The 25,762-nt window shown below is 31.4% G+C and carries 26 protein-coding genes, 2 tRNA genes and 1 pseudogene; 20 read left to right on the top strand and 9 right to left on the bottom strand.

All coding sequences use genetic code 11. The annotated features are described in order from the left end of the window. Nucleotides 1–54 precede the first annotated feature (54 nt). Nucleotides 55–966 carry a TlpA family protein disulfide reductase gene (locus tag C8N27_RS02500; protein ID WP_121146146.1) on the top strand — a complete coding sequence of 304 codons (912 nt, stop codon included), beginning with the start codon at nt 55–57 and terminating at the stop codon, nt 964–966. Between the two features lie 45 nt (nt 967–1,011). Here the strand turns inward: C8N27_RS02500 and C8N27_RS02505 are convergent, their stop codons facing one another. The 3 genes from C8N27_RS02505 to C8N27_RS02515 are packed head-to-tail and all read right to left on the bottom strand — an operon-like array spanning nt 1,012 to nt 2,820. Continuing rightward, nucleotides 1,012–1,398, bottom strand: a complete 387-nt coding sequence (locus C8N27_RS02505) for a pyrophosphohydrolase domain-containing protein (protein WP_028892423.1) — start codon at nt 1,396–1,398, stop codon at nt 1,012–1,014. A 10-nt stretch (nt 1,399–1,408) separates the two neighbouring features. After that, nucleotides 1,409–2,089 carry an HAD family hydrolase gene (locus C8N27_RS02510; RefSeq protein WP_167444712.1) on the bottom strand — a complete coding sequence of 227 codons (681 nt, stop codon included), beginning with the start codon at nt 2,087–2,089 and terminating at the stop codon, nt 1,409–1,411. After that, the gene (locus tag C8N27_RS02515) at nt 2,089–2,820 is read right to left on the bottom strand and encodes an SDR family NAD(P)-dependent oxidoreductase (RefSeq protein WP_121146148.1); all 732 of its coding nucleotides are present in this window, start codon (nt 2,818–2,820) and stop codon (nt 2,089–2,091) included. Before C8N27_RS02515 ends, C8N27_RS02510 begins: the two co-directional genes overlap by 1 nt. A gap of 39 nt (nt 2,821–2,859) precedes the next feature. Here C8N27_RS02515 and C8N27_RS02520 point away from each other — a divergent pair, with 39 nt between their 5' ends. Then, nucleotides 2,860–3,072 (top strand): hypothetical protein, encoded by a 213-nt coding sequence (locus C8N27_RS02520; RefSeq protein WP_237270910.1) that lies wholly within the window; start codon nt 2,860–2,862, stop codon nt 3,070–3,072. Between the two features lie 2 nt (nt 3,073–3,074). On the opposite strand, the gene C8N27_RS02525 is transcribed toward C8N27_RS02520, so the two are convergent. The 3 genes from C8N27_RS02525 to C8N27_RS02535 all read right to left on the bottom strand — a co-directional run bounded on the left by C8N27_RS02525 (nt 3,075) and on the right by C8N27_RS02535 (nt 6,724). Further along, nucleotides 3,075–3,995 (bottom strand): ion channel, encoded by a 921-nt coding sequence (locus tag C8N27_RS02525; protein ID WP_121146149.1) that lies wholly within the window; start codon nt 3,993–3,995, stop codon nt 3,075–3,077. A gap of 88 nt (nt 3,996–4,083) precedes the next feature. Further along, entirely contained in the window at nt 4,084–6,117 is a 2,034-nt protein-coding gene (locus C8N27_RS02530) for a dipeptidyl-peptidase 3 family protein (RefSeq protein WP_121146150.1), read from the bottom strand. A gap of 46 nt (nt 6,118–6,163) precedes the next feature. Beyond that, nucleotides 6,164–6,724 (bottom strand): DNA-3-methyladenine glycosylase I, encoded by a 561-nt coding sequence (locus tag C8N27_RS02535; RefSeq protein WP_121146151.1) that lies wholly within the window; start codon nt 6,722–6,724, stop codon nt 6,164–6,166. Between the two features lie 99 nt (nt 6,725–6,823). On the opposite strand from C8N27_RS02535, the gene C8N27_RS02540 reads away from it, so the two are divergent. Together C8N27_RS02540 and sppA are read left to right on the top strand one after the other, a co-directional pair. Then, on the top strand, nt 6,824–7,258 hold the full coding sequence (locus tag C8N27_RS02540) for a DUF6146 family protein (protein ID WP_121146152.1): 435 nt from the start codon (nt 6,824–6,826) through the stop codon (nt 7,256–7,258). A gap of 67 nt (nt 7,259–7,325) precedes the next feature. Next, nucleotides 7,326–9,071, top strand: a complete 1,746-nt coding sequence (sppA, locus tag C8N27_RS02545; RefSeq protein ID WP_121146153.1) for a signal peptide peptidase SppA — start codon at nt 7,326–7,328, stop codon at nt 9,069–9,071. A gap of 62 nt (nt 9,072–9,133) precedes the next feature. Here sppA and metK read toward each other — a convergent pair whose 3' ends face one another. Then, a complete protein-coding gene (gene metK, locus C8N27_RS02550; RefSeq protein ID WP_121146154.1) occupies nt 9,134–10,387 on the bottom strand; it encodes a methionine adenosyltransferase in 1,254 nt (417 codons plus the stop codon). A 318-nt stretch (nt 10,388–10,705) separates the two neighbouring features. On the opposite strand from metK, the gene trxA reads away from it, so the two are divergent. The 12 genes from trxA (at nt 10,706) to C8N27_RS02610 (ending at nt 19,485) form a co-directional block, all read left to right on the top strand. Continuing rightward, nucleotides 10,706–11,023, top strand: coding sequence for a thioredoxin (trxA, locus tag C8N27_RS02555; protein ID WP_028892415.1), 318 nt, complete (start codon nt 10,706–10,708; stop codon nt 11,021–11,023). Nucleotides 11,024–11,102: 79 nt separating this feature from the next. Continuing rightward, entirely contained in the window at nt 11,103–12,023 is a 921-nt protein-coding gene (locus C8N27_RS02560; protein WP_121146155.1) for a DUF58 domain-containing protein, read from the top strand. Nucleotides 12,024–12,078: 55 nt separating this feature from the next. Continuing rightward, nucleotides 12,079–12,152: transfer RNA gene (locus tag C8N27_RS02565), tRNA-Asp, on the top strand. Nucleotides 12,153–12,194: 42 nt separating this feature from the next. Then, nucleotides 12,195–12,268 (top strand) — tRNA-Asp (locus tag C8N27_RS02570). Between the two features lie 264 nt (nt 12,269–12,532). Next, nucleotides 12,533–13,357: a prephenate dehydratase gene (locus C8N27_RS02575; RefSeq protein ID WP_121146156.1), complete on the top strand. Its 825-nt coding sequence runs from the start codon at nt 12,533–12,535 to the stop codon at nt 13,355–13,357. Beyond that, nucleotides 13,354–14,496 (top strand): pyridoxal phosphate-dependent aminotransferase, encoded by a 1,143-nt coding sequence (locus C8N27_RS02580; RefSeq protein ID WP_121146157.1) that lies wholly within the window; start codon nt 13,354–13,356, stop codon nt 14,494–14,496. The genes C8N27_RS02575 and C8N27_RS02580 overlap by 4 nt, the downstream gene beginning before the upstream one ends. Further along, the gene (locus C8N27_RS02585) at nt 14,496–15,362 is read left to right on the top strand and encodes a prephenate dehydrogenase (protein WP_208639298.1); all 867 of its coding nucleotides are present in this window, start codon (nt 14,496–14,498) and stop codon (nt 15,360–15,362) included. Before C8N27_RS02580 ends, C8N27_RS02585 begins: the two co-directional genes overlap by 1 nt. Nucleotides 15,363–15,370: 8 nt before the next feature. Beyond that, on the top strand, nt 15,371–16,453 hold the full coding sequence (locus C8N27_RS02590) for a bifunctional 3-deoxy-7-phosphoheptulonate synthase/chorismate mutase type II (protein WP_099215852.1): 1,083 nt from the start codon (nt 15,371–15,373) through the stop codon (nt 16,451–16,453). A 78-nt stretch (nt 16,454–16,531) separates the two neighbouring features. After that, a complete protein-coding gene (locus C8N27_RS02595; protein WP_121146159.1) occupies nt 16,532–17,284 on the top strand; it encodes a DUF5995 family protein in 753 nt (250 codons plus the stop codon). 41 nt (nt 17,285–17,325) lie between these two features. Further along, nucleotides 17,326–18,267, top strand: a complete 942-nt coding sequence (gene rsgA / locus C8N27_RS02600; RefSeq protein ID WP_121146160.1) for a ribosome small subunit-dependent GTPase A — start codon at nt 17,326–17,328, stop codon at nt 18,265–18,267. A 55-nt stretch (nt 18,268–18,322) separates the two neighbouring features. Then, the gene (dtd, locus tag C8N27_RS02605; protein WP_121146161.1) at nt 18,323–18,775 is read left to right on the top strand and encodes a D-aminoacyl-tRNA deacylase; all 453 of its coding nucleotides are present in this window, start codon (nt 18,323–18,325) and stop codon (nt 18,773–18,775) included. Between the two features lie 65 nt (nt 18,776–18,840). After that, on the top strand, nt 18,841–19,485 hold the full coding sequence (locus C8N27_RS02610; RefSeq protein WP_121146162.1) for a YceI family protein: 645 nt from the start codon (nt 18,841–18,843) through the stop codon (nt 19,483–19,485). 50 nt (nt 19,486–19,535) lie between these two features. Here the strand turns inward: C8N27_RS02610 and lipB are convergent, their stop codons facing one another. Continuing rightward, nucleotides 19,536–20,240, bottom strand: coding sequence for a lipoyl(octanoyl) transferase LipB (gene lipB / locus C8N27_RS02615; protein WP_099215847.1), 705 nt, complete (start codon nt 20,238–20,240; stop codon nt 19,536–19,538). 86 nt (nt 20,241–20,326) lie between these two features. Here lipB and C8N27_RS02620 point away from each other — a divergent pair, with 86 nt between their 5' ends. Next, nucleotides 20,327–23,995 carry a GEVED domain-containing protein gene (locus tag C8N27_RS02620; RefSeq protein ID WP_121146163.1) on the top strand — a complete coding sequence of 1,223 codons (3,669 nt, stop codon included), beginning with the start codon at nt 20,327–20,329 and terminating at the stop codon, nt 23,993–23,995. A 54-nt stretch (nt 23,996–24,049) separates the two neighbouring features. On the opposite strand, the gene C8N27_RS15835 is transcribed toward C8N27_RS02620, so the two are convergent. Further along, on the bottom strand, nt 24,050–24,190 hold the full coding sequence (locus C8N27_RS15835) for a hypothetical protein (protein WP_167444713.1): 141 nt from the start codon (nt 24,188–24,190) through the stop codon (nt 24,050–24,052). 122 nt (nt 24,191–24,312) lie between these two features. On the opposite strand from C8N27_RS15835, the pseudogene C8N27_RS02625 reads away from it, so the two are divergent. The 3 genes and pseudogenes from C8N27_RS02625 to C8N27_RS02635 all read left to right on the top strand — a co-directional run. Beyond that, a pseudogene (locus tag C8N27_RS02625) lies at nt 24,313–24,417 on the top strand (winged helix-turn-helix domain-containing protein); the annotation flags it as partial. A 90-nt stretch (nt 24,418–24,507) separates the two neighbouring features. Continuing rightward, complete coding sequence (locus C8N27_RS02630; protein WP_099215844.1) at nt 24,508–25,122, top strand: deoxynucleoside kinase; 615 nt, start codon at nt 24,508–24,510, stop codon at nt 25,120–25,122. Nucleotides 25,123–25,486: 364 nt separating this feature from the next. Continuing rightward, on the top strand, nt 25,487–25,714 hold the full coding sequence (locus C8N27_RS02635) for a hypothetical protein (RefSeq protein WP_099215843.1): 228 nt from the start codon (nt 25,487–25,489) through the stop codon (nt 25,712–25,714). The last annotated feature ends 48 nt before the right edge of the window (nt 25,715–25,762 follow it).

A 25,762-nucleotide genomic window follows, 5' to 3' on the forward strand; every position in this document is an offset into this window, starting at 1 on the left:
AAAAGCTATATTAGTAAACGGAATTAAGTTATTTTAATAAAAAATTCTAAAGAAATGAGAAATATTATACCTGCTTTATTATCAATAGGAGCTGGTTTTGCTATTTCGTTTTTTGGATTAGATTTTTATTCTAATTCATTAGAAAACGGAAATAATATCACAGCCCAAAGTAGTGAAGTTACTGCTCCTATAGAAACTGTAGAAACTTCTTCTGAGGAAGAAGAGGAAGCCCCTGAAGAAAACTTAACTGTTAATGAGTCTTCAGCTAGTTCAACCTCTATTGACACTGAAGATATTCAGAAAAGTTTTGATAACTGGGAAGCTTACACAAAGGAAAATATTGACTTAATGTCAACCTTTACCCCTTTAGATGATGAGGGAGCTATTATGGAAAAGGGAATCTTTTTAACCTTGCTTCGTACTGGTGCCTATATTCCTGTTAAATCTGAAAAAGACGGTAAAGTACTGTATCAGCTTACAGGTATTGATAATTCTGCAGATGAAAAAATTAAGAAATCAATTGTTAGCAAAGCTTCAATAGCTCATCAATATTTTAAAATGGAAGGTAAAAAACTTCCTGATTATAATTTTGTTGACTTAAAAGGTAAAGCACATAACAAAGCGGATACAAAAGGTAAATTACTAGTAATTAAATGCTGGTTTATTACTTGTAAGGTATGCGTTGAAGAGTTTCCTGAATTAAATGAACTTGTAGACAAGTACAAAGATGATAAAATAGAGTTTGTTAGTTTGGCTTTTGATAAAAAAGATGAACTTGTTGAGTTTTTAGAAACTAAAGAGTTCAAATATCCAACTATTCCTGAACAAAAGGATTATATGGCCAAAAAACTAAAAGTAAAACAATATCCTACTCATTTAATTGTAGATGCTAATGGTGTTATTATTAAAATGGTTAGTAATGTAAAAACATTAACATCAGAATTAGAAAGAATTATGGGTAAATAAATAGAAAAACAAAATGTAAAAAAGCTCCTCAATGAGGAGCTTTTTTTATTTATCTAAAATTTCTTTAATATTTGGCTTAAAGTAATTAGGTCCTTTCAACACTTTACCATCTTCACGATAAATTGGCTTGCCATCTTCTCCTAACTTGCTCATATTACTTCGTTGAATTTCATTGAATACTTCTTCTATTTTATGTTGCATTCCATGTTCAATTATAGTTCCACATAAAATATACAGCATATCTCCTAAAGCATCTGCTACCTCAACCAAATCATTATTTTGAGCAGCCTCTAAATACTCTTCATTTTCTTCTTTCATCAAATTAAAACGAAGTAAGTTTCGTTCTTCTCCAATGTTCGCTGTTGGCTCATTTTTTATTCCTAACCCAAATGCTGAATGAAATTCATGTACTGCTTCAATTCTTTTTTTCATTTTATATAACTTATATGATTTCTAACTCTGTTTTTACTTTTTGAAAGTTAAATCTTGTCCAGTCTTCAATATGACTCTTAATCCCTTCTTGTTTAAAATCTGATAGATTTTTATTTCTAATTCCTAAGAAATTTACTCCTAAGTTTTTTGCTGTTCTTAAATCCCAAATACCATCCCCAACCGAAATAATATTTTTAAATTCCTGAACTTGAAAATAGTTTTTTGCTTTGTTAATTGCTGAGTTTACTATTTCTTCTCTTGTAAACAAATTATTTGAGGCTTCTACTAAATTTGGCACAAAATTTATATTTGCTTGTTCTAATTTAATTAATGCTGGTTTTAGTAAAGAACCCGTTGCAAAACAAATTGCATAATCGGTTTCTTTCATAAAGAAATCAACTATTTCTCCTGCTCCATGTATTTCTTCTGTTTTTGCGAAGGACAATAATAGTTCTGTCATTTTTTCCTCAAACTCAGGAATGAAAGAAAAATTAAACGTTGAATTAAAATTGGCTTCGTAATTCCATTTTAAAATATAACTATCAGTCACATTCTCATAGCTTTTCCAGTCTTGATTAACTTTAGTTATCCCAAAACTTTTCATTGCTTCTACATATGCTTCTTGATGTTGGTTTTCACTTTTAGTTAATGTATCATCAATATCAAACACTATTAAGTTTTCTTTCTTCATTATGTAGCCATTTTTAAAACTCTTGCTGGCACAACTTTTAGCACCCAAGCTATCAAGCTCCATCTTTTTGAGATATAAGCTACTCGTTTTTTTCGTTTTATTGCTGAATATATTTGACTAACCGCTTTTTCTAGAGGTACCATCCAAAAAATACCATCGCCTAACGCCATTGCTGTATCCACAAATCCTGGACGAACATCTGTAATAAACACTTTCTTTGTTTTGATGGATTTTGTTTTAATATACAGGCTTTCTAAATATGCTTTTTGATACGCTTTTGATGAGAAATAATCTGGCGCTGCTCTATTTCCTCTAATGGATGCTATAGATGAAATTCCTACCAAATGTCCAAAACCTTGTTTTTTAAACAATTTATAAGCTAAAGCATATAGTTTTGTTACCCCTAAAACATTCGTGTTTATGGTTTGTTCTTGTTTATCCCAGTTCAACTTTGGGTTTACAAATCCAACTCCTGAAGACTGTATCACTAAATGAACTTCTCCTAATTCTTCTACTATCTCATTAAACACTTTTTCAACCTCATCTACTTGCTGTATATCATTTTGCTTAATGAGTACTTGACTTGGATGTTTTTTCTTCAGCTCTTCTAGTTTTTCGAACCTTCTACCTGTTACCGCTACAATATAATTTTCTTGTATTAGTTTTTCTACAAGCCCTTTTCCAATACCTGAAGTACCTCCAAAAATAATTGCTGTTTTAGTTTTCTCCATTCTAAAATCATTCTTTAACTTTGCTAAAAATACAATTTTATGTTTATACTTATTGCTGCTAAAATGTTTACTACGGGCAGAATCATTTTTGCTAGTTTATTTGTAATAGCTTTTATTATTTTGATGTTTTTTAGCTACAAAAAGGATGCTAAAAACAATAAGAAATATTATCAAAATGCAGCTATTTATGTGGCAATAGGAATTGCAGTAGTAATTGCATTATTATTCTTATCAAAACTACTAACAAGGTAATTCTAATTCATTTTTGATATTTCACTTAATTTTGAGTGATCTAATACAGTATTACCTTCTTCATCAAAATAAAATGATGATGTATACTTCACATCTACTTCAAGAGAAGAGAAATTGTACGAAGTAATTTGATATACTTTTTGCCCAAAAGATTCTTCATGATATTGCATTAAAACATAAAGAACTCCGTTTAATTCACTTATTTCTTTGTTTGAATATTTATGTAACGGACTTTTTTCATCTATTTCATGTACAACTGTCCAAACGGTCGGCAAGTACATAATTTTATTTCTTTCTAATTTAAGTTCATAGAATTGACGCTTGTATTCTCCATTCGGATTTTTTTCTGACATTGATAAAGTTACAGTTATTTCTGGCTCTATCATTACTGTTTTACGACGATTCATTAACCTAAACATTAATGCTCTTCCTTCTTTAAAATCTCTTAAAATTAAATTTTCACTAAAACGGATAGATGCTTTTGCTTTTGAAAAACGCCCATATAACAATCCTGTAATAAAAGAAAAACTTAACAAACCAATCATTGCCTCAAAAGCTGCAATAACATTTGCTGCAATACCTTTAGGGGCGATTCCTCCATACCCTACTGTTGTTAGGGTTTGTGCACTAAAGAAAAATCCATTTAAAAGATCGTCTAAAAAATTGCCTTTTGAAGGTGTTATTTGTTCTATCCCAATAAACACATATACAAATGCAAAAAGAATATTCAATAGTGAATAGCCAATGAGGATAAATGCAAAAAATTGCCACCACGGTAATTCTATAAAAAAAGCATACAAGTCATCAGCTCCAAACCTTCTGTTTGCATGAACAACATTAGAGCTACCATCTGCATTTATTATTCTTTGAGCATTACTACTGGAGCTATAACCTAAACCAGGATCTTTTACTTTTTTTGCCATTTATCTTTTATTAATCCCTCTAAAAATACAAAACCGATTCTAATCAGAATCGGTTTTGATATTTTCAACTATTTTAAAACTTAATTTCTTAGTTTTTTACTGGTAAGAAATTATAGTTTTTAGCATAGAAGTTCATTTGCTCTTCAAAAGTTTCTGGTTGCTTGATCTTAATATCAGTGATGTTTCCATCAGCATCTGTTACTGGCTCTAATACAGGATTTACAAATCCGCTGTAAGGAGCAGATGTAAACTGTGCATTACGATCTAAAACTTCTTTATGAATATCTTGATCTACTTTTACTCCGTAACCTTCTACTAATGCTTTTGCAGCTTCAAAATCTCCTTCTGATTTAATTCTTTGCGCTTCTTTTAATAAACGACCAAAAATCTCACGAAGCTTCTCATAATCGTTGATATTATAATATGTCTTACCATCTCTGGTAACTTTTTCAATTACATTATCTTTTGCTCCTTGTTCAAAAGCCCAAGCTGAAACCCATTGACGGTTTACCATGTGGTCTTCTTCAATATCATCTCCTAAGTTAATTCTGATTAACTGAGTCATTAATCCATTTCTGATATACCCGTCATAAGCAGCTTTACCAACTTTTTGCCAGTCATCAACTAATCCTAACTCTTGTAATTTAGGATCCATTAAATAATACAACCCAACTAAATCTGCTCTACCCTCTTCCATTGTAGAAGCATAATTTTTTAACGTTTCTTTTGGCTGCCCAATTCCTTCATTAATTACACCTGAAGCATGTCCGATTACCTCATGTAATGCTGTGTGTAATTTATCCGCTAACTTACCATATTTGATCTCTAAATCAATTTCTTCTTGATCATTAGCAAATTCTTTTAAACGTCCAGTTCCTCCAGCATTATTATATGAACCTATAATATTTCCTAACGATACTGATTTAGAACCATGTTGTTGACGAATCCAGTTATTGTTTGGTAAATTCACTCCAATTGGAGTACTTGGCGACGCATCTCCTGCTTCACCTGCAACATTTACTGTTTTATATGATACTCCTACAACATCTTTCTTTTTGTGACTTGGATCTAACGGAGAATTATCTTCAAACCACTGTGCATTGTCTGATAATACTTTCATTTTTTTAGACATATCAAAGTCTTTGATTTGTACGATTGTTTCGTACGAACCTCTGTACCCTTTAGGATCATTATAAACTTCAATAAAACCATTAATCCAATCAATGTTTCCTTCTGTAGATTCTACCCAAGCAATTGCATATTCATCCCAAGTATGTAAATCTCCTGTTTTATAGTATTCGATTAACAACTCTAACGTTTTGGCTTGCTTTTCGTTTTCTGCTACTTCTTTAGCTTTTTCTAACCAATAAATAATTTTATCGATTGCTTGTCCGTACATTCCACCAGACTTCCACACTTTTTCAACTAGCTTTCCTTCTTCACGAACTAATTTAGAATTTAATCCAGCCTCAATTGGTTGTCCTTCTGGTCCTTTATCTGCTTTCGCATAAAACTCTTCTACATCTTTACTAGTAATATCAGCTCCGTAAAAATTTACTGCAGATGCTAATACATTATCTACTCCTGCTTTTTTGTTTACTTTTTTAACATCTTTATCATTGAAAATAACGTCTAATGCTTCAGTAGATAACTCAGTATTAGTTTCTTTTAATAACGTTTCTAAGTATTCTTTAGAAAACGTAGGCTTTAACTTATCGTTAGAGTAATGATGATGGATTCCGTTTGAAAACCATACTCTTTTTAAATAAGTTGTAAACGCTTTAAAATCTTCGCTTTCTTTATCTCCTTTAAAGTTATTATTGATGTTTTCTAAAGCTGCTCTAATTTCAAGATTATGACGGTAGTTTTGATCCCACATAATATCACGTCCAGATAAACCAGCCTGAGTTAAATAGTACACTAACTTCTTTTCTTTTAGTGTTAACTCATCAAACCCTGGAATTTGATAGCGTAATACTTTTATATCAGCAAATTGCTCAACAACATACTCAAACTCTTTTGCCTTTTTTTCTACTACTTTAGGCTCTTTTTTTGCATCTACACCACAAGAAGTTAATACTCCTGCTGCTGCAAACACACAAAGCATTTGTTTTAGTTTCATTTATATAGTTTTTAATTTATTTTTTTGAATGCTAAAATTACGAAATTTAAACTTCATGGTATCTAAAACAGTCCGTTGTATGGTCATTTACCATTCCTGTTGCTTGCATATGCGCATAAATTACAGTTGAGCCAACAAACTTAAATCCTCGTTTTTTTAAATCTTTTGAAATAGTGTCAGAAAGCTCTGTGGTAGCCGGGACCTCTTCCCTTTTTTCAAACTTATTAATTATTGGTTTACCGTTTGTAAAATCCCAAATATATTTTGAGAACGACCCAAACTCCTCTTGCACTTTCATAAACAATTGTGCATTAGTTATTGTAGCTTTTATCTTTAGTTTATTCCTTATAATCCCTGCATCTTGAAGTAACTCTTCATATTTATCTTCAGAGTATTTTGCTATTTTTTTGTAATCGAAATTATCAAACGCCTTTCTAAAGTTTTCTCTTTTCTTTAAAATCGTAATCCAACTTAAACCTGCTTGAAAGGTTTCTAATATTAAAAACTCAAACAATTTATCATCATCATATACGGGTACTCCCCATTCATTATCATGATACTCAATATATAATGGGTCATCACTAACCCAAAAACACCTTTTCTTCATTTTCTATTATTTAATGCTGAAAATTACTGTTAAACAAGTTAAAAATCAATTAAAAATGGAATAATTTTTGCACTTTTATAATTACAAATCATACTGATTATGAAAACCTTACAACACATTATATTTCTTAGCATTATCGGAGTTTTGTTATGGTCTTGTAGTTCTACTCCTATAAAAAATGCTTCAAACACTCAACAAAAAGAGGAACCTGTTGTAATTGCTAATGATAGTTTAAAATATGAAATTATAATTATAGATCCTGGTTTTACTACCTATTTAAACAGCATTGCTAAACCAGAAGGCTTTTATTCACAACAATATCTCGAAAATAAAAACCGCCTTTATGTAAATACATGGAATTATCGAGCTAGAAATCCTCTACAATTTAATTCAAACATTTATGAAAATATAATTGATTATAGTCCGCACGTTGATTATGGTTATGAAGTAAACTATAAACTTTTTAATTATTTTGAGTTCGCACAACGAAAATATCGCATGAATTTAGGTTTAGGAATAAATCGCTGGAACTAGCAAAATCTTAGTAAAAAGGCGTCTTTCTAAAAACTGTATATTTGCTCAAAAAAATTAACCATACAACATGAAGTTTTTAAGAAATTTACTTGCCTCTATTCTTGGCTTTTTTATTGCCATTTTTTTACTTTTTGTATTCTTTTTTGCAATAGCTTCAATCGTCGGAGCTGAAGAAAAAGTTGTTGTAAAATCAAACTCGGTTTTAGAATTAGATTTATCAACTCCTATTAAAGATTATGCCCCAAAAGAAAACAACCCTATTGCAAAAGCTTTAGAATTAACAGATGAAAAGTTAGCTTTAAACAAGATTATAAATGCTATTGAAAATGCAAAAACAGATGATAAAATAAAAGGGATAAGTATTAAAACACCTTTTATAAATGCTGGTATTGCACAAATACAAGCTATACGAAACAAAATTGAAGAGTTTAAAGAGAGTGGTAAATTTGTATATGCCTACAATGATATTTATACTCAAAAAAATTACTACCTAAGTTCTGTTGCTGATAGTTTATTTTTAAACCCTATTGGTGTTATTGATTTTAGAGGTTTATCTACCGAAATTTTATATTTCAAAGATTTTGAAGATAAATACGGGATTAAAATGGAAGTTGTTCGCCACGGAAAATATAAAAGTGCTGTAGAGCCATTTTTAGAAAATGAAATGAGTGAAGCTAATCGTGAACAAACTACTTCATTTTTAAAATCTATTTGGTCAGAAATTACAGATGATATTAGTAAAAGTAGAAACATTTCTATTGAAAAACTAAATCTTATTGCCGATAATTATAATGGAAGAAACGTTACCGTAGCTAAAGAAAACAACTTAATTGATGCTTCTATTTACGAAGATGAGTACAAAGAAAAGTTGGCTATGGGGTCTGATAAAAAAGTAAATACTATTTCTATTGAAGACTATATTAGCTCTGGTAAAGGAAGGATTTCTTCAACCGCTAAAGATAAAATTGCCGTAATCTATGCACAAGGAGACATTATTTACGGGGAAGGTAGTAAAGATTTTATCGGTCAAGGAATTATTAATAAAGCCATTAGAAAAGCCAGAAAAGATACTAATGTAAAAGCTATTGTACTACGTGTAAACTCTCCTGGAGGTAATGCATTAGCTTCTGAACTAATATGGCGCGAATTAGAACTTACTAAAAAAGAAAAACCTATAGTTGTTTCTATGGGGAATTATGCTGCTTCTGGAGGTTATTACATTGCTTGTAACGCAAGTAAAATTTTTGCAGAACCAACTACAATTACTGGATCTATTGGAGTTTTTGGAGCAATTCCTAACTTTAGTCAATTTACAGATAAAATAGGTATTAACGCAGAACAAGTTTCAACCAATAACAGTCCTTCTTACAGTGTTTTTGAACCAATGAATAAGAAGTTTTACGATGTTACAAAAGAAGGAATTGAGGAGATGTACACTACATTCGTAAACCGTGTTTCAGCTGGACGTAATATGAACTTTGAACAAGTTAATGAAATAGCACAAGGAAGAGTTTGGACTGGTAAAGAAGCTATTAAAAATGGCTTAGTAGATCAATTAGGGGGATTAAATGACGCAATTAAAGCTGCTGCTGAATTAGCAGAACTTGAAAACTACAAAGTTCGTAATTATCCTAATTACAAAACTGATTTAAAAGAAGCTCTAAAGTTCTCTCCATTTATGAAAGCTTCAAAAGAAGAAATTCTTAAAGAAACTTTGGGTGATGAGAACTACCAATTATACTATAATATTCACAAAATGAAAAACCTAAAAGGAATTCAAGCTAGAATACCCTTTATATTTCAAGTGAAGTAAAAAACTAAAAAGCCTCGACATTGTCGAGGCTTTTTAGTTTTAATAGTTTATTGTTTCATTTCTTACAATCCGAAACTTTCTTTTACCTTGTCTACATAATCTAACTTTTCCCAAGTAAACAATTCAACATCTAAGGTTACACTTTCACCATTCGGCTGCGTAAACGTTTTAGAAACTACTTCATTAGTTCTTCCCATATGTCCATAAGCTGCTGTTTCGCTATACATTGGATTACGTAACTTTAAACGATCTTCAATAGCGTGTGGACGCATATCAAAAATTTCAGAAACTTTTTGAGCAATCTCTCCGTCAGTTAAGTCAACTTTTGATGTTCCGTAAGTATCCACAAAGATCCCCATTGGCTCCACTACCCCAATTGCATATGATACTTGAACTAGTACCTCATCAGCAACTCCAGCAGCCACTAAATTCTTAGCTATATGACGTGTTGCGTATGCAGCAGAACGATCTACCTTACTTGGATCTTTTCCTGAAAAAGCTCCACCACCATGTGCTCCTTTTCCTCCATAGGTATCTACAATAATTTTACGACCTGTTAACCCAGTATCTCCGTGTGGTCCTCCAATTACAAACTTTCCTGTTGGATTGATATGATACTTGATATCATCATTAAACAATGCTTGAATTTCTGGAGTTAATTGTGCTTTAACTCTAGGAATTAAAATCTCTACAATATCTTTTCTAATTTTTGCTAACATAGTTTCGTCATCAGCAAAATCATCATGCTGCGTAGAAACAACGATTGCTTCAATACGTTGCGGCACATTATCATCAGAGTATTCAATTGTTACCTGACTTTTAGCATCTGGACGTAAATAAGTAATTTCTTTATTTTCTCTACGTATCGTTGCTAATTCCTTTAAGATTATATGTGATAAGTCTAACGCTAATGGCATATAATGCTCAGTTTCGTTTGTCGCATAACCAAACATCATCCCTTGGTCTCCAGCACCCTGCTCTTCTCTTGATGATCTATCTACTCCACGGTTAATATCATCTGACTGTTCATGAATTGCAGATAATACTCCACAAGAGTTTCCATCAAACATATATTCACCTTTAGTATATCCAATTTTGTTAATTACTTCACGAGCAATTTTTTGAACATCTAAGTAAGTAGAAGACTTCACCTCTCCTGCTAATACTACCTGCCCCGTTGTTACCAATGTTTCACATGCTACTTTAGAATCTGAATCAAAAGCTAAAAAATTGTCTATTAAAGCATCAGATATTTGATCTGCTACCTTATCTGGATGTCCTTCAGAAACACTTTCTGAAGTAAAAAAATATGACATAAATACTTCTTTTTAAAATTTAACTATAAAGAAAAAACTTGGATTGCTGAGTCGCTAAAAGGAGTAGAAAATTACTGCTTTAGCATTTTTTATTCTGAACTCTTGTTCTATGAGGTTGCAATCAGTCAAATTTTTCCTCAAAAATATTCGGCAAAGTTATAGATTATTTTACACACTTAAAAACAAACTTACAAGTAAATAGAAAGTATTGATATTATGATAATAAAAAGTAATTTTCGTAAAATTGTATTGGTAAAATATTTGTTTACATTTGTACTGTACAAATAAGAAAATAACTTAGATAAAAACATAAATAAAATGGCATTAGAAATTACAGATGCTTCTTTTGAAGAAGTAGTATTAAAATCTGACAAACCAGTATTAGTAGATTTTTGGGCAGCTTGGTGTGGACCTTGTAGAATGGTATCTCCTATCGTTGATGAAATTAGTAATGAATATGACGGTAAAGCTGTAGTTGGTAAGGTAGATGTAGATGCAAATCAAGAGTTTGCTGCTAAATATGGTGTAAGAAACATCCCTACTGTATTAATTTTTAAAAATGGTGAAGTTGTTGACAAACAAGTAGGTGCCGCTCCTAAAAAAGCATATACTGATAAAATTGATGCTGCTTTATAATATATAAATAGTATTTTAATTTGATATTATAGAAAAGGTTTAGCAATTGCTAAACCTTTTTTTTTATCTTCGAAACTATATGATTGATCTTAAAAACACGACTTCTGAACTAAAAAACCTCGAATTACTGGCTAAACAAGTAGTAGAAGGTTTTATAACAGGTATGCACAAAAGTCCGTTTCATGGATTTTCGGTTGAATTTTCTGAACACAAACTTTATAATAAAGGAGAAAGCACTCGACACATTGATTGGAAGTTGTTTGCTAAAACTGAAAAGCTATACACCAAAAAATATGAAGAAGAAACAAATCTTAGGTGTCATTTAATTATCGACAACTCAGCTTCTATGCATTACCCTATCAGCAAAAATCAATCAGTTGATAATTTGAATAAAATTGGCTTCTCTACAGTTGCTGCAGCTTCTTTAATGGATATTTTAAAAAGACAACGCGATGCTGTTGGGTTAAGTATTTACTCAGACACTTATGAATATTACGCTCCTGAAAAAGGAAGTGAACGTCACCGTAAAATGCTTTTGAATCAATTAGAGCAGTTATTATCCTCTAAATCTGACGCCACAACGGAAACCTATCAATACTTACATGAAATAGCTGAAAAGATTCATAGGAGGTCTTTGATTTTCTTATTTACAGATATGTTTCAGACTAGTAAAAATGAAGAAGAGCTTTTTGACGCGTTACGACATCTAAAATTTAATAAACACGAGGTTGTCTTGTTTCATACCTATGATAAAAAAACAGAGTTTTTGTTTGATTTTGACAATGCACCAAAAAAATTTGTAGATATTGAAACTGGTGAAGAAATAAATTTATACGCCGAAAATGTGCAACAAAAATATCAAGAATTGAGCAGCGTTTTTTTCAACAACCTAAAAAACAAATGCTTACAATACAAGATAGATTATGTCCCGGTAGACATAAATGAGGGCTATGATAAAATACTTACCTCTTATCTTATCAGTAGACAGAATTTTTTATAAAATAACTCTTTTTTATTTAAAAAAAGGTTATATATTTGCATCCGCTTAGAGCAACGGTCTGGTAGTTCAGCTGGTTAGAATACATGCCTGTCACGCATGGGGTCGCGGGTTCGAGTCCCGTCCAGACCGCTAAAGTTTCTCTAAAACAAATAACATATTGCTTCAAGCAACGGTCTGGTAGTTCAGCTGGTTAGAATACATGCCTGTCACGCATGGGGTCGCGGGTTCGAGTCCCGTCCAGACCGCAAAAAGCTTCTCTTTTTTAGAGGAGCTTTTTTCTTTTTTACATTTTTTCAAAAAAAAGTTTGGTTTAGTTAAATTTATTTCTAAGATTTGTCCTGTACAAAGAACACAAATACAATGATGTTACAAAACGTATGGCAAGGTTTCTATTTTTACTTTTACTTTTTTAGTAAGAGACGAGACTTTGTATCATATTGTTAACCTAACAAAAAAACATATACCCAATCAAAGTCTCGAGTTTATCGAGGCTTTTTTTTTGATTAAAAATGAAAGAAATAGCCATTCAAGGAATACAAGGAAGCAACCACCATATTGTTGCAAACAACTACTACGGAGAAAACATCAACTTAAATGAGTGTTTATCTTTTGATATATTAGTTGATAGTCTTTTAAGCTCAAAAAGTGAGTTAGCTGTTATGGCCTTAGAGAACACTATTGCTGGTTCAATCATACCAAATTATGCTTTAATTGATAAACATGATTTACATATTTCTGGGGAGTATTATCTACCTATACATCATCATTTGATGGCACTACCTAGCCAAAAAATTGAAGATATTACTGAAGTTTGCTCACATCCAATGGCTTTATTACAATGTAAAGAGTTTTTCAAACAGCATAAACATATAAAACTTGTTGAAGACGTTGACACCTCTGCAGTCGCAAAAAGAATTGCAGAAAATCAATTAAAAGGTATTGCTGCAATTGCACCAAAAATGGCAGCTAATATTTTTGGTTTATCAATTATTGAAGATGAAATTCAAACTATTAAAAATAACGCAACTCGCTTTGTATTTCTTCAAACAAGCCTTCCTAAAAACGGTAAAAATGAAATTAATAAAGCTTCATTAAAATTTGAATTAGATCATAAAAGAGGAAGTTTAGCAGCAATGTTAAACGTAATGAGTGATTGTAAATTAAACCTTACCAAAATACAATCGTTACCCAAAATTGAAACACCTTGGAAGTATGCTTTTTTTGTTGATGTAACCTTTGACAAATATGAAGATTATGAAAAAGCAAAGGCTATAATTCAAATTATGGCAGAAGAATTTAAAATATTAGGAGAATATAAAAACGGAAGATTATGATACAGTTTGCTAATCGATTACAAACCGTACAAGAGTACTACTTCTCTAAAAAATTACAAGAAGTACGTCAATTAATTTCAGAAGGTAAACCAATTATAAACATTGGTATTGGCAGCCCTGATTTACAACCTCCAACATCGGTATTAAAAGCTATTCAAGATAGTTTACAAGATACTGGAGCACATAGCTATCAGAGTTATCAAGGTTTACCAGAGTTTAGACAAGCGGTTGCTAACTTTTATCATAATAACTATAAAGTTTCCATAAATCCTACCAACGAAGTACTTCCTTTAATGGGAAGCAAAGAAGGAATTATGCATATTTCATTAGCCTTTTTAAACGAAGGAGATCAGGTATTGATTCCTAACCCAGGATATCCTACCTACAGTTCTGTAACCAATTTATTGGGAGGAGAACCTATTTTTTACGATTTGGAAGAAGCTACTAACTGGCAACCTAACTTTGATGCCTTAGAAAAACTAGATACTTCAAAAATAAAGTTAATGTGGGTAAATTATCCGCATATGCCAACAGGTGCTGAGGCAACCAAAGAAACTTTTCAAAAGTTGATTAACTTTGGAAAGAAGCACAACATTGTTATTGTAAATGACAATCCATATAGCTTTATACTGAATGAACACCCTCAAAGTATTTTACACATTGAAGGAGCTAAAGACATTGCTATTGAATTAAACTCGGTTAGTAAATCATTCAATATGGCGGGATGGCGTGTTGGAATGTTACTTGGAAAACCTGAATTCTTAACTGAAATTTTAAAAGTAAAAACTCAAATGGATTCAGGGATGTTTTACGGAATCCAAAAAGGAGCAACAAAAGCTTTAGAGTTAGACAAGGATTGGTTTATACAATTAAACAACACCTATAAAAAGAGACAAAAATTAGTATTTGAATTAGCAGAAAAACTAGGATGCACCTACGATAAAAATACCTCAGGAATGTTTGTTTGGTGTAAACTCCCTGAAGGAAAAACGTCTGAAGGAATGATTGATGAGTTATTATACAACAAGCACATTTTTGCCGCTCCAGGAACCATTTTTGGTAGTCAAGGAGAAGGTTATATCCGCTTTTCATTGTGTGTACCAGAAGAAAAAATAAAAGAAGCAATCAATAGAATATAATGAACATATTTATTATAGGTTTAGGATTAATCGGCGGAAGTTTTGCCCTAGATATTCAGCAAGCATTTAAAAATGCAACTATCTACGGAATTGACTCCAATGAAGAACATGGAGATCTTGCTTTAGAAAAAGGGATTATCCATCAAAAAGCGGTATTTTCAGAATTATCAAATGCAGACATAGTTATTATTGCTATTCCTGTAGATGTTTCACAAGAAGTAATTTTGAAAACATTGGATATTATTTCTGATGATTGTTTGGTTTTTGATGTAGGCTCGACTAAAGAACAAATTTGCAATGTTATTAAAAACCACCCGAAGAGAAGAAATTTTTTAGCTACGCATCCGATTGCTGGAACAGAGTTTTCAGGACCAAATGCAGCATTGATAAATTTATTTAGAAGTAAAACTAACATTATCTGCGAAGTAGAAAAAACAGCTTTTAAGTTACAAGAAAAAGCCTTAGAAATTTTTTCAAAATTAGGAATGCGTATTCGTTATATGGACCCAAAATCACACGATAAACATATTGCTTATGTTTCGCATTTATCACACATTAGTTCTTTTATGTTAGGTAAAACGGTTATTGAAAAAGAGAAAAACGAACGTGATATTTTTGATATGGCTGGTAGTGGTTTTGCTTCTACAGTACGATTAGCTAAAAGCTCACCCGCAATGTGGACCCCTATTTTTGAGCAAAACAAAGAAAATGTTATTGAGTCTTTAAATGAGTATATTCATAACTTACAACAATTCAAAACCTTATTAGAAGAAAACGATTTTCCAGAAATCTATACAGAAATGGAAAATACAAATTATATAAAACAGATTTTAAACGGAATTTTAGAGGGAGTACCTCAACAATAGAAACTCAAATGGAGAATACAAAAGAATTAAGAACGTGGTTAGATGCCTTCGGATTAGGACACCCACTAGTAATTGCAGGACCTTGTAGTGCTGAAACTGAAGAACAAGTATTACAAATTGCACACGAATTAAAAAATACTGATGCCACTGTATTAAGAGCTGGTATTTGGAAACCTCGTACCAGACCTGGAAATTTTGAAGGTGTAGGTGCTTTAGGCTTAAAATGGTTACAAAAAGCCAAACAAGAAACAGGAATGTTAATTGCTACTGAAGTTGCGAACAAAGATCACGTAAAGTTAGCTTTAGAACACGATGTAGATATTTTATGGATTGGTGCCCGTACCACCGTAAGCCCATTTATCGTTCAAGAAATTGCAGATGCTTTAGAAGGAACTGATAAAATTGTATTAGTAAAAAACCCTGTAAACCCAGATTTACCATTATGGTTAGGTGCTATTGAGCGTTTATATGCTAAAAACATTAAAAAATTGGGGGTTATTCATAGAGGATTCTCTACATATGAAAAAACTAGATACCGTAACAACCCTGAATGGCAAATTCCTATTGAATTACAAAATCGCTTTCCAGATTTACCACTAATTTGTGACCCTTCACATATTGCTGGTCGTCGTGATATTATTTTTGATGTTTGCCAAACTGCTCTTGATTTAAACTTTGATGGCTTAATGGTCGAGACTCATTACGATCCTGATAATGCTTGGAGCGATGCCGCACAACAAATTACACCTAAATCATTAATTCAAATGATGATTGATTTAAAAGTTAGAAAAGCTACCGATACAGAAACTGAGTACAGAAACGCTTTAAATACACTACGTACTCAAATTGACGTAGTAGATCATCAATTAATTGAAATGCTAGGTAAACGTATGAAAATAGCAGATTCAATTGGTAAATTAAAAAAAGAGAAAAACGTTGCTATTTTACAAACTAAGCGATGGAATGAGATACTAGGTAAAATGATTTTAGAAGGCGATGAACGTGGCTTAAGTGAAGAATTTGTACTTAAAATGTTTAAAGCAATACACCAAGAAAGTATAAATCATCAAGAGAAAATTATCAACAATTAAACACCTAAAAGACCGCTACAAACTAGCGGTCTTTCTTATTCTATTTTATTGTATTTTCATCCAACCAAACTTAAAAGAATGAAACCTATCCATACAATTGATGATGTAATAAACATATTACAAGACATCATTAACGAATCTATAGAAAACGAAAGTCCATTAGGCTATTTTGCTGCTTTATACCAAAAAGTAACAATAAAAGTAAAAGAAGGCATACAAAGCGACTATTTTGATGATAACCAACGAATGGAAAAGCTCGATATAATTTTTGCTAAAAGATACATAGATGCCTATTATAATTACAAAAATAATACACCTATTACTTCTTCTTGGGAAAGAGCTTTTAGTATAGCTAATAAGTATTGGTATATAGTTTTACAACACTTATTAGTTGGTATGAACACACATATTAATTTAGATTTGGGAATAGCGGCAGCAGAAGTTTCCAAAGGGCAAAATATCCAAAACTTACATGATGACTTTAATAAGATTAATGAAATTTTATCCTCTTTAGTTAATGATGTTCAAGATGATTTAGCCAAAGTATATCCTTTTTTAAAGAAAATCCTTATCTGGACTAAAGATGTTGACGACTTTTTAGTTGATTTTAGCATGGAATTAGCTAGAAATGGTGCTTGGGATTTTGCTGTAGAATTAGCCAACACACCAACTAGTGATTTTGAAAACACTATACAAAAAAGAGATATTAAAATAACTGAAAAAGCTGATTTAGTTATTTCTCCAGGTTTCATACCTAAATTAATTTTCATGATTATTAGAATCTCAGAAAGAGGAACAGTTACTCAGAAAATTAACGATTTAACAGATTAAACAATACTAAAACATTCAATTTTTATTCTCATCTTTGTTCTATGACAGGAACGGTTTATAAATCTACAGGAAGTTGGTATTGGGTAAAATCTGAAGGCGAACTATATAAGTGTCGCATTAAGGGAAAATTTCGAATCAAAGGAATTAAAAGTACCAATCCTATCTCGGTAGGTGATATTGTTGATTTTTCATTAGAAACCAAAAATGATGAGGAAACAGGCTTAATTACCAATATTCACGAACGAAAAAATTATATAGTTCGTAAGTCGGTAAACTTATCTAAGCAAACTCATGTCATTGCTTCTAATATTGATCAAGTATTTTTATTAATTACTATTGACAACCCTCCTACTTTTACCACATTCATCGATCGTTTTTTAGTTACTGCTGAAGCCTATTCTATTAAAACTATATTAGTTTTTAATAAAATTGACTCTTATGAAATTGAGCAACGTGCCGAAATTATGTACTTAAAAGATATTTATGAAGCTATTGGCTATGAATGTATAGAAGTTTCCGCTACTCAAAACATCAATATTGATAAAATCAAAGCATTAATGACTGGTAAAGTAAGTATGTTTGCTGGTCATTCTGGTGTTGGAAAAACTACCTTAGTAAATGCTATTGAACCTTCCTTAGACCTAAAAACAAAAGAAATATCTGAACAACACAAGCAAGGACAACACACTACAACATTTGCAGAAATGTTCGATTTAAGTTTTGATGCTCGTATTATTGATACTCCCGGAATTAAAGGTTTTGGTGTAGTTGACATGGATAAAGATGAATTAGGCGATTATTTCCCTGAGTTTTTTGCTTTAAAACAAAACTGTAAATTCAATAATTGTATTCATGTAAACGAACCACAGTGTGCTGTTAAAGAAGCCTTAGAAAATGAAGAGATTGCTTGGTCTCGTTATAAAAGTTACCTACAGATTTTAGAAGGAGAAGATGAACACTACAGAACTGATATTTGGGAATAATATAAATTAGTCTACCATTTACAAAAATTTACCCCCCCCCAACAATCTATATAAAATGAAAATTGTAATTCAACGCGTTTCAAAAGCTAGCGTTACCATTGAAAATAAAAAAGTAGCCGAAATACAAAGTGGTCTTTTAATTTTACTTGGAATTGTTAATGAAGATACTCAAGAAGATATTAAGTGGTTATCAAACAAAATAACTAACCTCCGTATTTTCAATGATGATGAAGGTGTTATGAATAAATCGATTAAAGATATTAATGGAGATATAATTGCTGTAAGTCAATTCACCCTACATGCTTCTACTAAAAAAGGAAATCGTCCTAGTTATATTAAAGCTGCTAAACCTGATATTGCTATTCCTTTATATGAAAAATTTGTTCAACAGGTTGAAATTGATTTAGGAAAAAAAGTACAAACTGGTCAATTTGGAGCTGACATGAAAGTGGAATTACTAAATGATGGTCCTGTAACTATCATTATCGATTCCAAAGATAAAAAATAATTTCCATGGGAATTATTTTTAATTATATTTGTACCTGATTAATAATCATTATTAAAAACACAAAAATGAAAAAAACAATTTTAGCTATTGCTTTTATTGCAATTGGAGCAGTTTCTTGTAAGACAGAAAAAAACAAAGCTGCTGTTAGCGACGAAGTTAAAGAAGTTGCAAAAACAGAAAACATCATCAATACTTATAAAGCTAATGTTGCAGAATCAACTGTAACTTGGAAAGGAAGCAAACCAACTGGTTCTCACAACGGTGTAGTAAGTTTAGAAAAAGGAACTTTAGAGGTTGAAAACGGAAATGTAAAGTCTGGAGAGTTCATTATCGACATGACTACAATTTCTTGTGAAGATTTAAAGGCTGGTGATGGCAAAGAGGATTTAGAAAAGCACTTAAAAAATACAGATTTCTTTGATGTTGAAAAGTTCCCAACTGCTAAATTTGAAGTAGCAAGTTCTGAGTTAAAAGATGGAAAAGTACACGTTACAGGAAACTTAACTCTTAAAGATGTTACTAAGAGTATTACTATTCCTGCTACTGTTACAGAAGCTGACGATATGGTAACTTTTAAAAGTGATGTTTTTTCTATTGACAGAACTGACTTTGGTGTTACATACAAGTCTAAGAAAATTGATGCTGCATTAAAAGATAAGTTCATCAACGACTTAATGGAAATTTCTTTTGAAGTTAAAGCTAAGAAATAATTTTAGTTTTTAAGATCTAAAAAAAGGGTTGACAATTGTCAACCCTTTTTTTATGATTTTATAAATTCTTCTACTTCAAATAACTCTTTAAAATGTTTTAAAATTTTTTCTTTTACTTCTTCCTCTGAAACCTTTCTACCTAACTCTGCTTCCATTGAAGTTACTGCCTTACCACGTATTCCACAAGGAATAATGTTATCAAAATAACCTAAATTGGCATTTACATTCAAAGCAAAACCATGCATAGTAACCCACCTACTTGCTCTAATTCCCATAGCGCAAATTTTTCTTGCAAATGGTGTACCTACACCTAGCCAAACACCAGTTTCTCCTTCACTTCTTTCTCCTTCTAATCCGTATTCTGCAATTGTTAAAATAATTGATTCTTCTAGCAAACGCAAATACTTATGAATATCCGTAAAAAAGTTTTCTAAATCTAAAATTGGATAACCAACAATTTGTCCTGGACCATGATAAGTAATATCTCCTCCTCTATTAATTTTATAAAAAGTCGCTTCTTTCTCTTTAAGCTTCTCTTCATTCAATAATAAATTATTAATATCTCCTGATTTACCTAGGGTATAAACATGTGGATGTTCAACAAACAGAAAGTAATTAGGAGTTACAATTTCACTATCTCCATTTCTTCTTTCTCTTTTTAATGATACTATTTCATCTAAAAGGTTAGTTTGATAATCCCATGTTTCTTTGTAATCTTTTCTTCCTAGATCACTAATTCTTATTTTTTTATTCATAAATTGTACCGCTAAACTACCTTACAAAGGTAGGGAAATTTAGAGTTTTACTGTTATAAACTAAACGTATATCAATTACAAAAATCATGTTTAAAAAAAGTACCCTTCCTTTTTTATTTGCTTTCTATTTATCAATAGCTAATTTGTTTTCTCAACAACTATGGACAAGAATTCAAAAAGATGCTATTACTCAGCAGAAAAAAGAAGTTTTTAATACTAATTCTTTACCTAAGCAATACATTTTGATGAGTTTAGATTTAGATGGCTTTAAAAACATATTGCCAAACTCATTATCTAAAAACACATCTAATTCAAAAATCATTCAACTTCCTAATGCTAATGGAAAGTTAGAAAGGTTTTCAATAAAAGAAACCTCTTATTTAGCTTCTGGTTTGGCTGAAAAGTTCCCAATGATTAAGTCTTTTTCCGCACAAGGTATTGACAACCCTTCTTCTTCAGCTAAAGTAAGCATTGGAAAAGATGGAGTTCACGCAATTATTTTTTCAGCAAATGAAGGTACTTCATACATAAACCCTTATACTAAAGATTACAGAGAGTATATAATTTACAAAAAGAGTAGCTTATCTCCTTCTAAAGATGAATTTTTGTGTGAAGTTAAAGACGCTATACAAGATGAAAATATATCGCCACGCCAAAGAAGGAACGCTAATGATGGTAACTTAAGAACTTATAGAATGGCGATAGCTTGTACTGGTGAATATGCTCAATTCCATATAAACAATCAAGGAGTATCATCAACAGCTAGTAACGCAGAAAAAAAAGCAGCCGTATTATCTGCTATGAACACTACTATGACTCGTGTAAATAGTGTTTATGAAAGAGATTTAGCTGTAAGAATGATTATTGTGGACAACAATGATTCCTTAATTTTCTTAGATGCTGACACAGATGGATTAACCAATGATAATGCTAGTACTTTAATTGACGAAAGTCAAGCAAAATGCGATAATATTATTGGAGATGCTAATTACGATATTGGGCATACATTTAGTACTGGTGCTGGAGGGCTAGCCCAGCTAAATTCTGTTTGTGTTACAAACTTCAAGGCTCAAGGAGTTACAGGTAGAAGCCAACCTATTGGTGACACCTACGATATAGATTATGTTGCACACGAAGTTGGACATCAATTTGGGGCAACTCATACATTTAATAATTCTTGTGATGGAAATAGAAGTACTAGTACGGCTGTTGAACCTGGAAGTGGTTCTACAATTATGGCTTATGCTGGTATTTGCTCTCCTAACGTACAAGATGTAAGTGATGATTATTTTCACGCTGTTAGTATAGCTCAAATGTGGAATCACGTGCAAGGATCAGGAAGTTGTGCTACCTCAACAAGTACAGGAAATAATCCTCCTACTGCTAATGCAGGAAACAATGTAAGTATTCCTAAATCTACTCCATTTATTTTGAAAGGACAAGCTACAGATGCTGATGGAACATCTTCTTTAACATACACTTGGGAGCAAATCGACAATGAAACAGCAACAATGTCTCCATTATCTACTAATACTGGTGGACCTATGTTCAGATCATTACTTCCTTCTTCATCTCCTAACAGATACATGCCTGCACTTTCTACCGTATTGAGTGGTAATACTTCTACAACATGGGAAGTTTTACCTTCTGTGGCAAGAGAACTAGACTTTGCATTAACCGTAAGAGATAATAATCCTGGTGGTGGTAGTTCTGATAGAGACGATATAAAAGTAACTGTTACTGATGCAGAAGCGTTTACTATAACAAGCCCTAATTCTAGTGTAGATTGGGGAGCAGGTTCTACACAAACCATTACTTGGAGCAAAGGAACATCTGACCAAGCTCCTATTAACTGTGCTAATGTTAATATAAAACTTTCAACAGATGGTGGTCTTACATTCCCTATTACCTTAAAAAGTAACACACCTAATGACGGTTCAGAGGATATTATTATACCTGACAATCCTACTACAAACGCTAGAATATTAGTGGAAGCCGCGGATAATATTTTTTATAACATAAATAATACCAGTTTAACGATTTTCCCTACAACCCCTACTTATTCAATAGTTAATAATACAGGAGACATGTCCGTATGTAACTTAGGCACAAATGAACTGGTTTTTGATTTTGACTATAATGCCTTATACGGTTTTAACGATACAGTAAATCTATCTTACTCAGGATCTCCTGCGAATTCTGTAGTAACATTAAGCAACTCTACAATTAGTAGTAGTGGAAAATTCACCTTAACCGTAACAGATCTTACAAAGGTTACTAAAGGAGATTACACAATTACTGTTTCAGCGACATCAGGTTCAGTAACTAAATCTGTTGACATACTATTAAACGTAAATGATGGTCTTTGTAATTCTTCTGGTAATATTTTATCTCAATTAAGTATTACTAATGTTACCTTTAATAGCATTAATAATAACTCAAATAAAACAAATGGTTATTCAGACTTTACAAGCCAAAGCACAGACGTTGTTAGAGGTGAAAATTATAATTTAACTACTTCTATCAATACTGATGGAAATAGCAACATAAAAACATTTGCATGGATTGATTGGAACCAAAATTGTGTATTTGACATTGATGAAACTTATAACTTAACCTCTTCTAGTAGTCTTTTAATTACAGTTCCTGAAGGGATTCCTACAGGTTCTACAATTATGAGAGTTTCTACAAAGTTAGACAGTGACCCAAATTCCTGTGAACTGAGTTTTAATGGTGAAGTAGAAGATTATACTATTACAGTTTTAGAACCTACTTTCTCTATTTCAAATAGTACTGGAGATTTATCTGTATGTAAACAAGCTACAAATGAAGTTAGTTTTGATTTTGATTATACCGCTCTATATGGTTTTACTGAAACTGTTAACCTTTCTTATTCAGGAGCACCAACAAACTCAACTATTACATTGAATCCTTCTAGTATTAATAACAGTGGAAAATTTACCTTAACAGTAACTAACTTAACGGATGTTGCTACAGGAGATTATACAATTACTGTTACCGCTAATAGTACCTCAATGACCAAATCGGTAAATACACTTTTAAATGTAAACAATAGTCTTTGTAATTCTTCTGGTAATACTGAATCTCAATTAAGTATTACTAATGTTACTTTTAACGGCATCAATAATAATTCTGATAAGACAAATGGATATTCAGATTTTAAATCAACAACGACTCAAATAGTTAGAGGTGAAACCTACGATTTAACAACCACTATCAATACAGCAGGAAGCGATAACATAAATACATTTGCTTGGATAGATTGGAATCATAACTGTACATTTGATGCTGATGAAACTTATGAAATAGTATCTAACAGCGTTTCTATAAGGGTACCAGAAAATGCACCACTTGGGGCTACAACAATGAGAGTTTCTACAAAACAAGATAGCAACCCGAATTCTTGTGGATTAAACTTTAGTGGTGAGGTAGAAGATTATACTGTAACAGTTGAAGAGAGTTTTGCTACCGATAATACTTTATTTGATGATTTACTTACATATCCTATCCCTTCAAACGGGGAGTTTACAGTAAGTTTCAAGGTAAAAGACAAAGAGACTACAATTATTAGACTTTTTGACTTTAGAGGAAGATTAATAGAAACTCAAAAGTTCTCAACAATCTCTAGTCAATTTAATGAAAATGTACAACTGACTAAAGCTGCTAGCGGACTTTACCTTTTACAAATTGAAAATGCAGGAAAGCAAGTAACTAGAAAAATAGCTATTAGATAATTTTTAAGAACTAATAAAATAAAGAGGAGTCAAATTTGACTCCTCTTTTATTTATTATAAATTATATTTTATTATAAACACAGCTACTCTAGGTTGAATTACATACGAAGAGTTACTTACATAAATATCATTACTACTATTCTGGTTCAATCCTGTTGAATTTAATAGATTTGTAACTCCTACTTTATATCTCATTTACTATCTTTTTTCTGATACGTGAGATCAGCCCTTAAAAAACCATAACTATCAATTATTTCTCCATTATTAAGCACTCTATTATATGTATATTTTGATGTAAAAATAAATTCTTTTAAGAAAAAAGTATGGATGTCTTTATTTCTAAGTTACGAAAGAAACTAAAACACAATGAAAATATTCAAATTGTTAATGTAAGAGGTTATGGTTATAAATTGATCTGTTAAATTGTTTATGAATTCCTTTTTTTATGTAATTTTACCCTCCCCTAATCTGGCAGTGCCAGCGATATTAAAAAACATTTTACACACACAATTATGCACGTAGCAATTGCCGGAAACATTGGCGCGGGTAAAACCACTTTAACAAAATTATTAGCAAAACACTACAATTGGGAAGCTCATTTTGAATCAGTTGACGAAAATCCATATTTAGACGATTTCTATGGCGAAATGGAGCGTTGGTCTTTTAATTTACAAGTTTACTTTTTAAATAGTCGTTTTCGTCAGGTACTAGAGCTGCGTAAATCTGGTAAAAAAATAATTCAAGATAGAACTATTTATGAGGATGCACATATTTTTGCTCCTAACTTACATGCCATGGGGTTAATGACTAATAGAGATTATAGCAATTACTCTTCTCTATTTGAGTTAATGGAAAACTTGGTAACTCCACCAGATTTATTAATTTATTTACGTGCTGATATTTCTACATTAGTAGGTCAAATTCATAAACGTGGTAGAGAATATGAAAATTCTATAAGTATTGATTATTTAAGTCGATTAAACGAACGTTATGAAGCTTGGATTAGTCAATATACCAAGGGAAAATTATTAATTATTGATGTTGACAATTTAGACTTTGTTGACAATCAAGAAGATTTAGGCTATATCATCGACCGAATAGACTCTCAAATAAACGGATTATTTTAAGTCTTAAAAACTTAAAACTACAATAAACAAACCCTTTGCTTTCATACTAGAAAAACAAAGGGTTTCTATTATCTCTATACTTTTCGTAAAGCTTTAAAAGAACTCTCTTTTAGAACAAACCAATTACTACTATTAAAAGACTGCTATAATTTTAAAATTGTACCTCCCTTTTTTATAAATAGTCACATAGTCACCTTACTTTTTATTATCAAATAGCTAATATTTGCGACAACTCATTTAAGAAACTTGTTAAAAAAACAAGTCTATTAACCTCTATTAGTTTAATGATTTGCAGGTAGCTGAAAATGTAATCTTTAAACTTAAAAAAGAAATAGAGTAAGCAATTAACTTAAAATTAATAATTATGAAGAAAACATTTTTTTTACCAAAAGGATTAGAGAAGTTCACAAACTTACAAACGGACAATTTAGACCTTATTAAAGGAGGTGCTATTTATGTTGAAGAAGAAATTTATTATCCTACTAGTGGTGGGGGAAGAGTATGTCCTGACGGATTAGTTTGGAGTGATAAGCAACAAAAGTGTGTCAGATTTATAGAAATGGATGCTGAAAAAGAAGTATCTAAACTATAGAACAACTTTATAATAATCTTTTCAAGGAAATTGTATCTCTGTATAATT

Source organism: Tenacibaculum discolor (assembly GCF_003664185.1).
In the GTDB taxonomy this organism is placed as follows: Bacteria; Bacteroidota; Bacteroidia; order Flavobacteriales; family Flavobacteriaceae; genus Polaribacter; species Polaribacter discolor.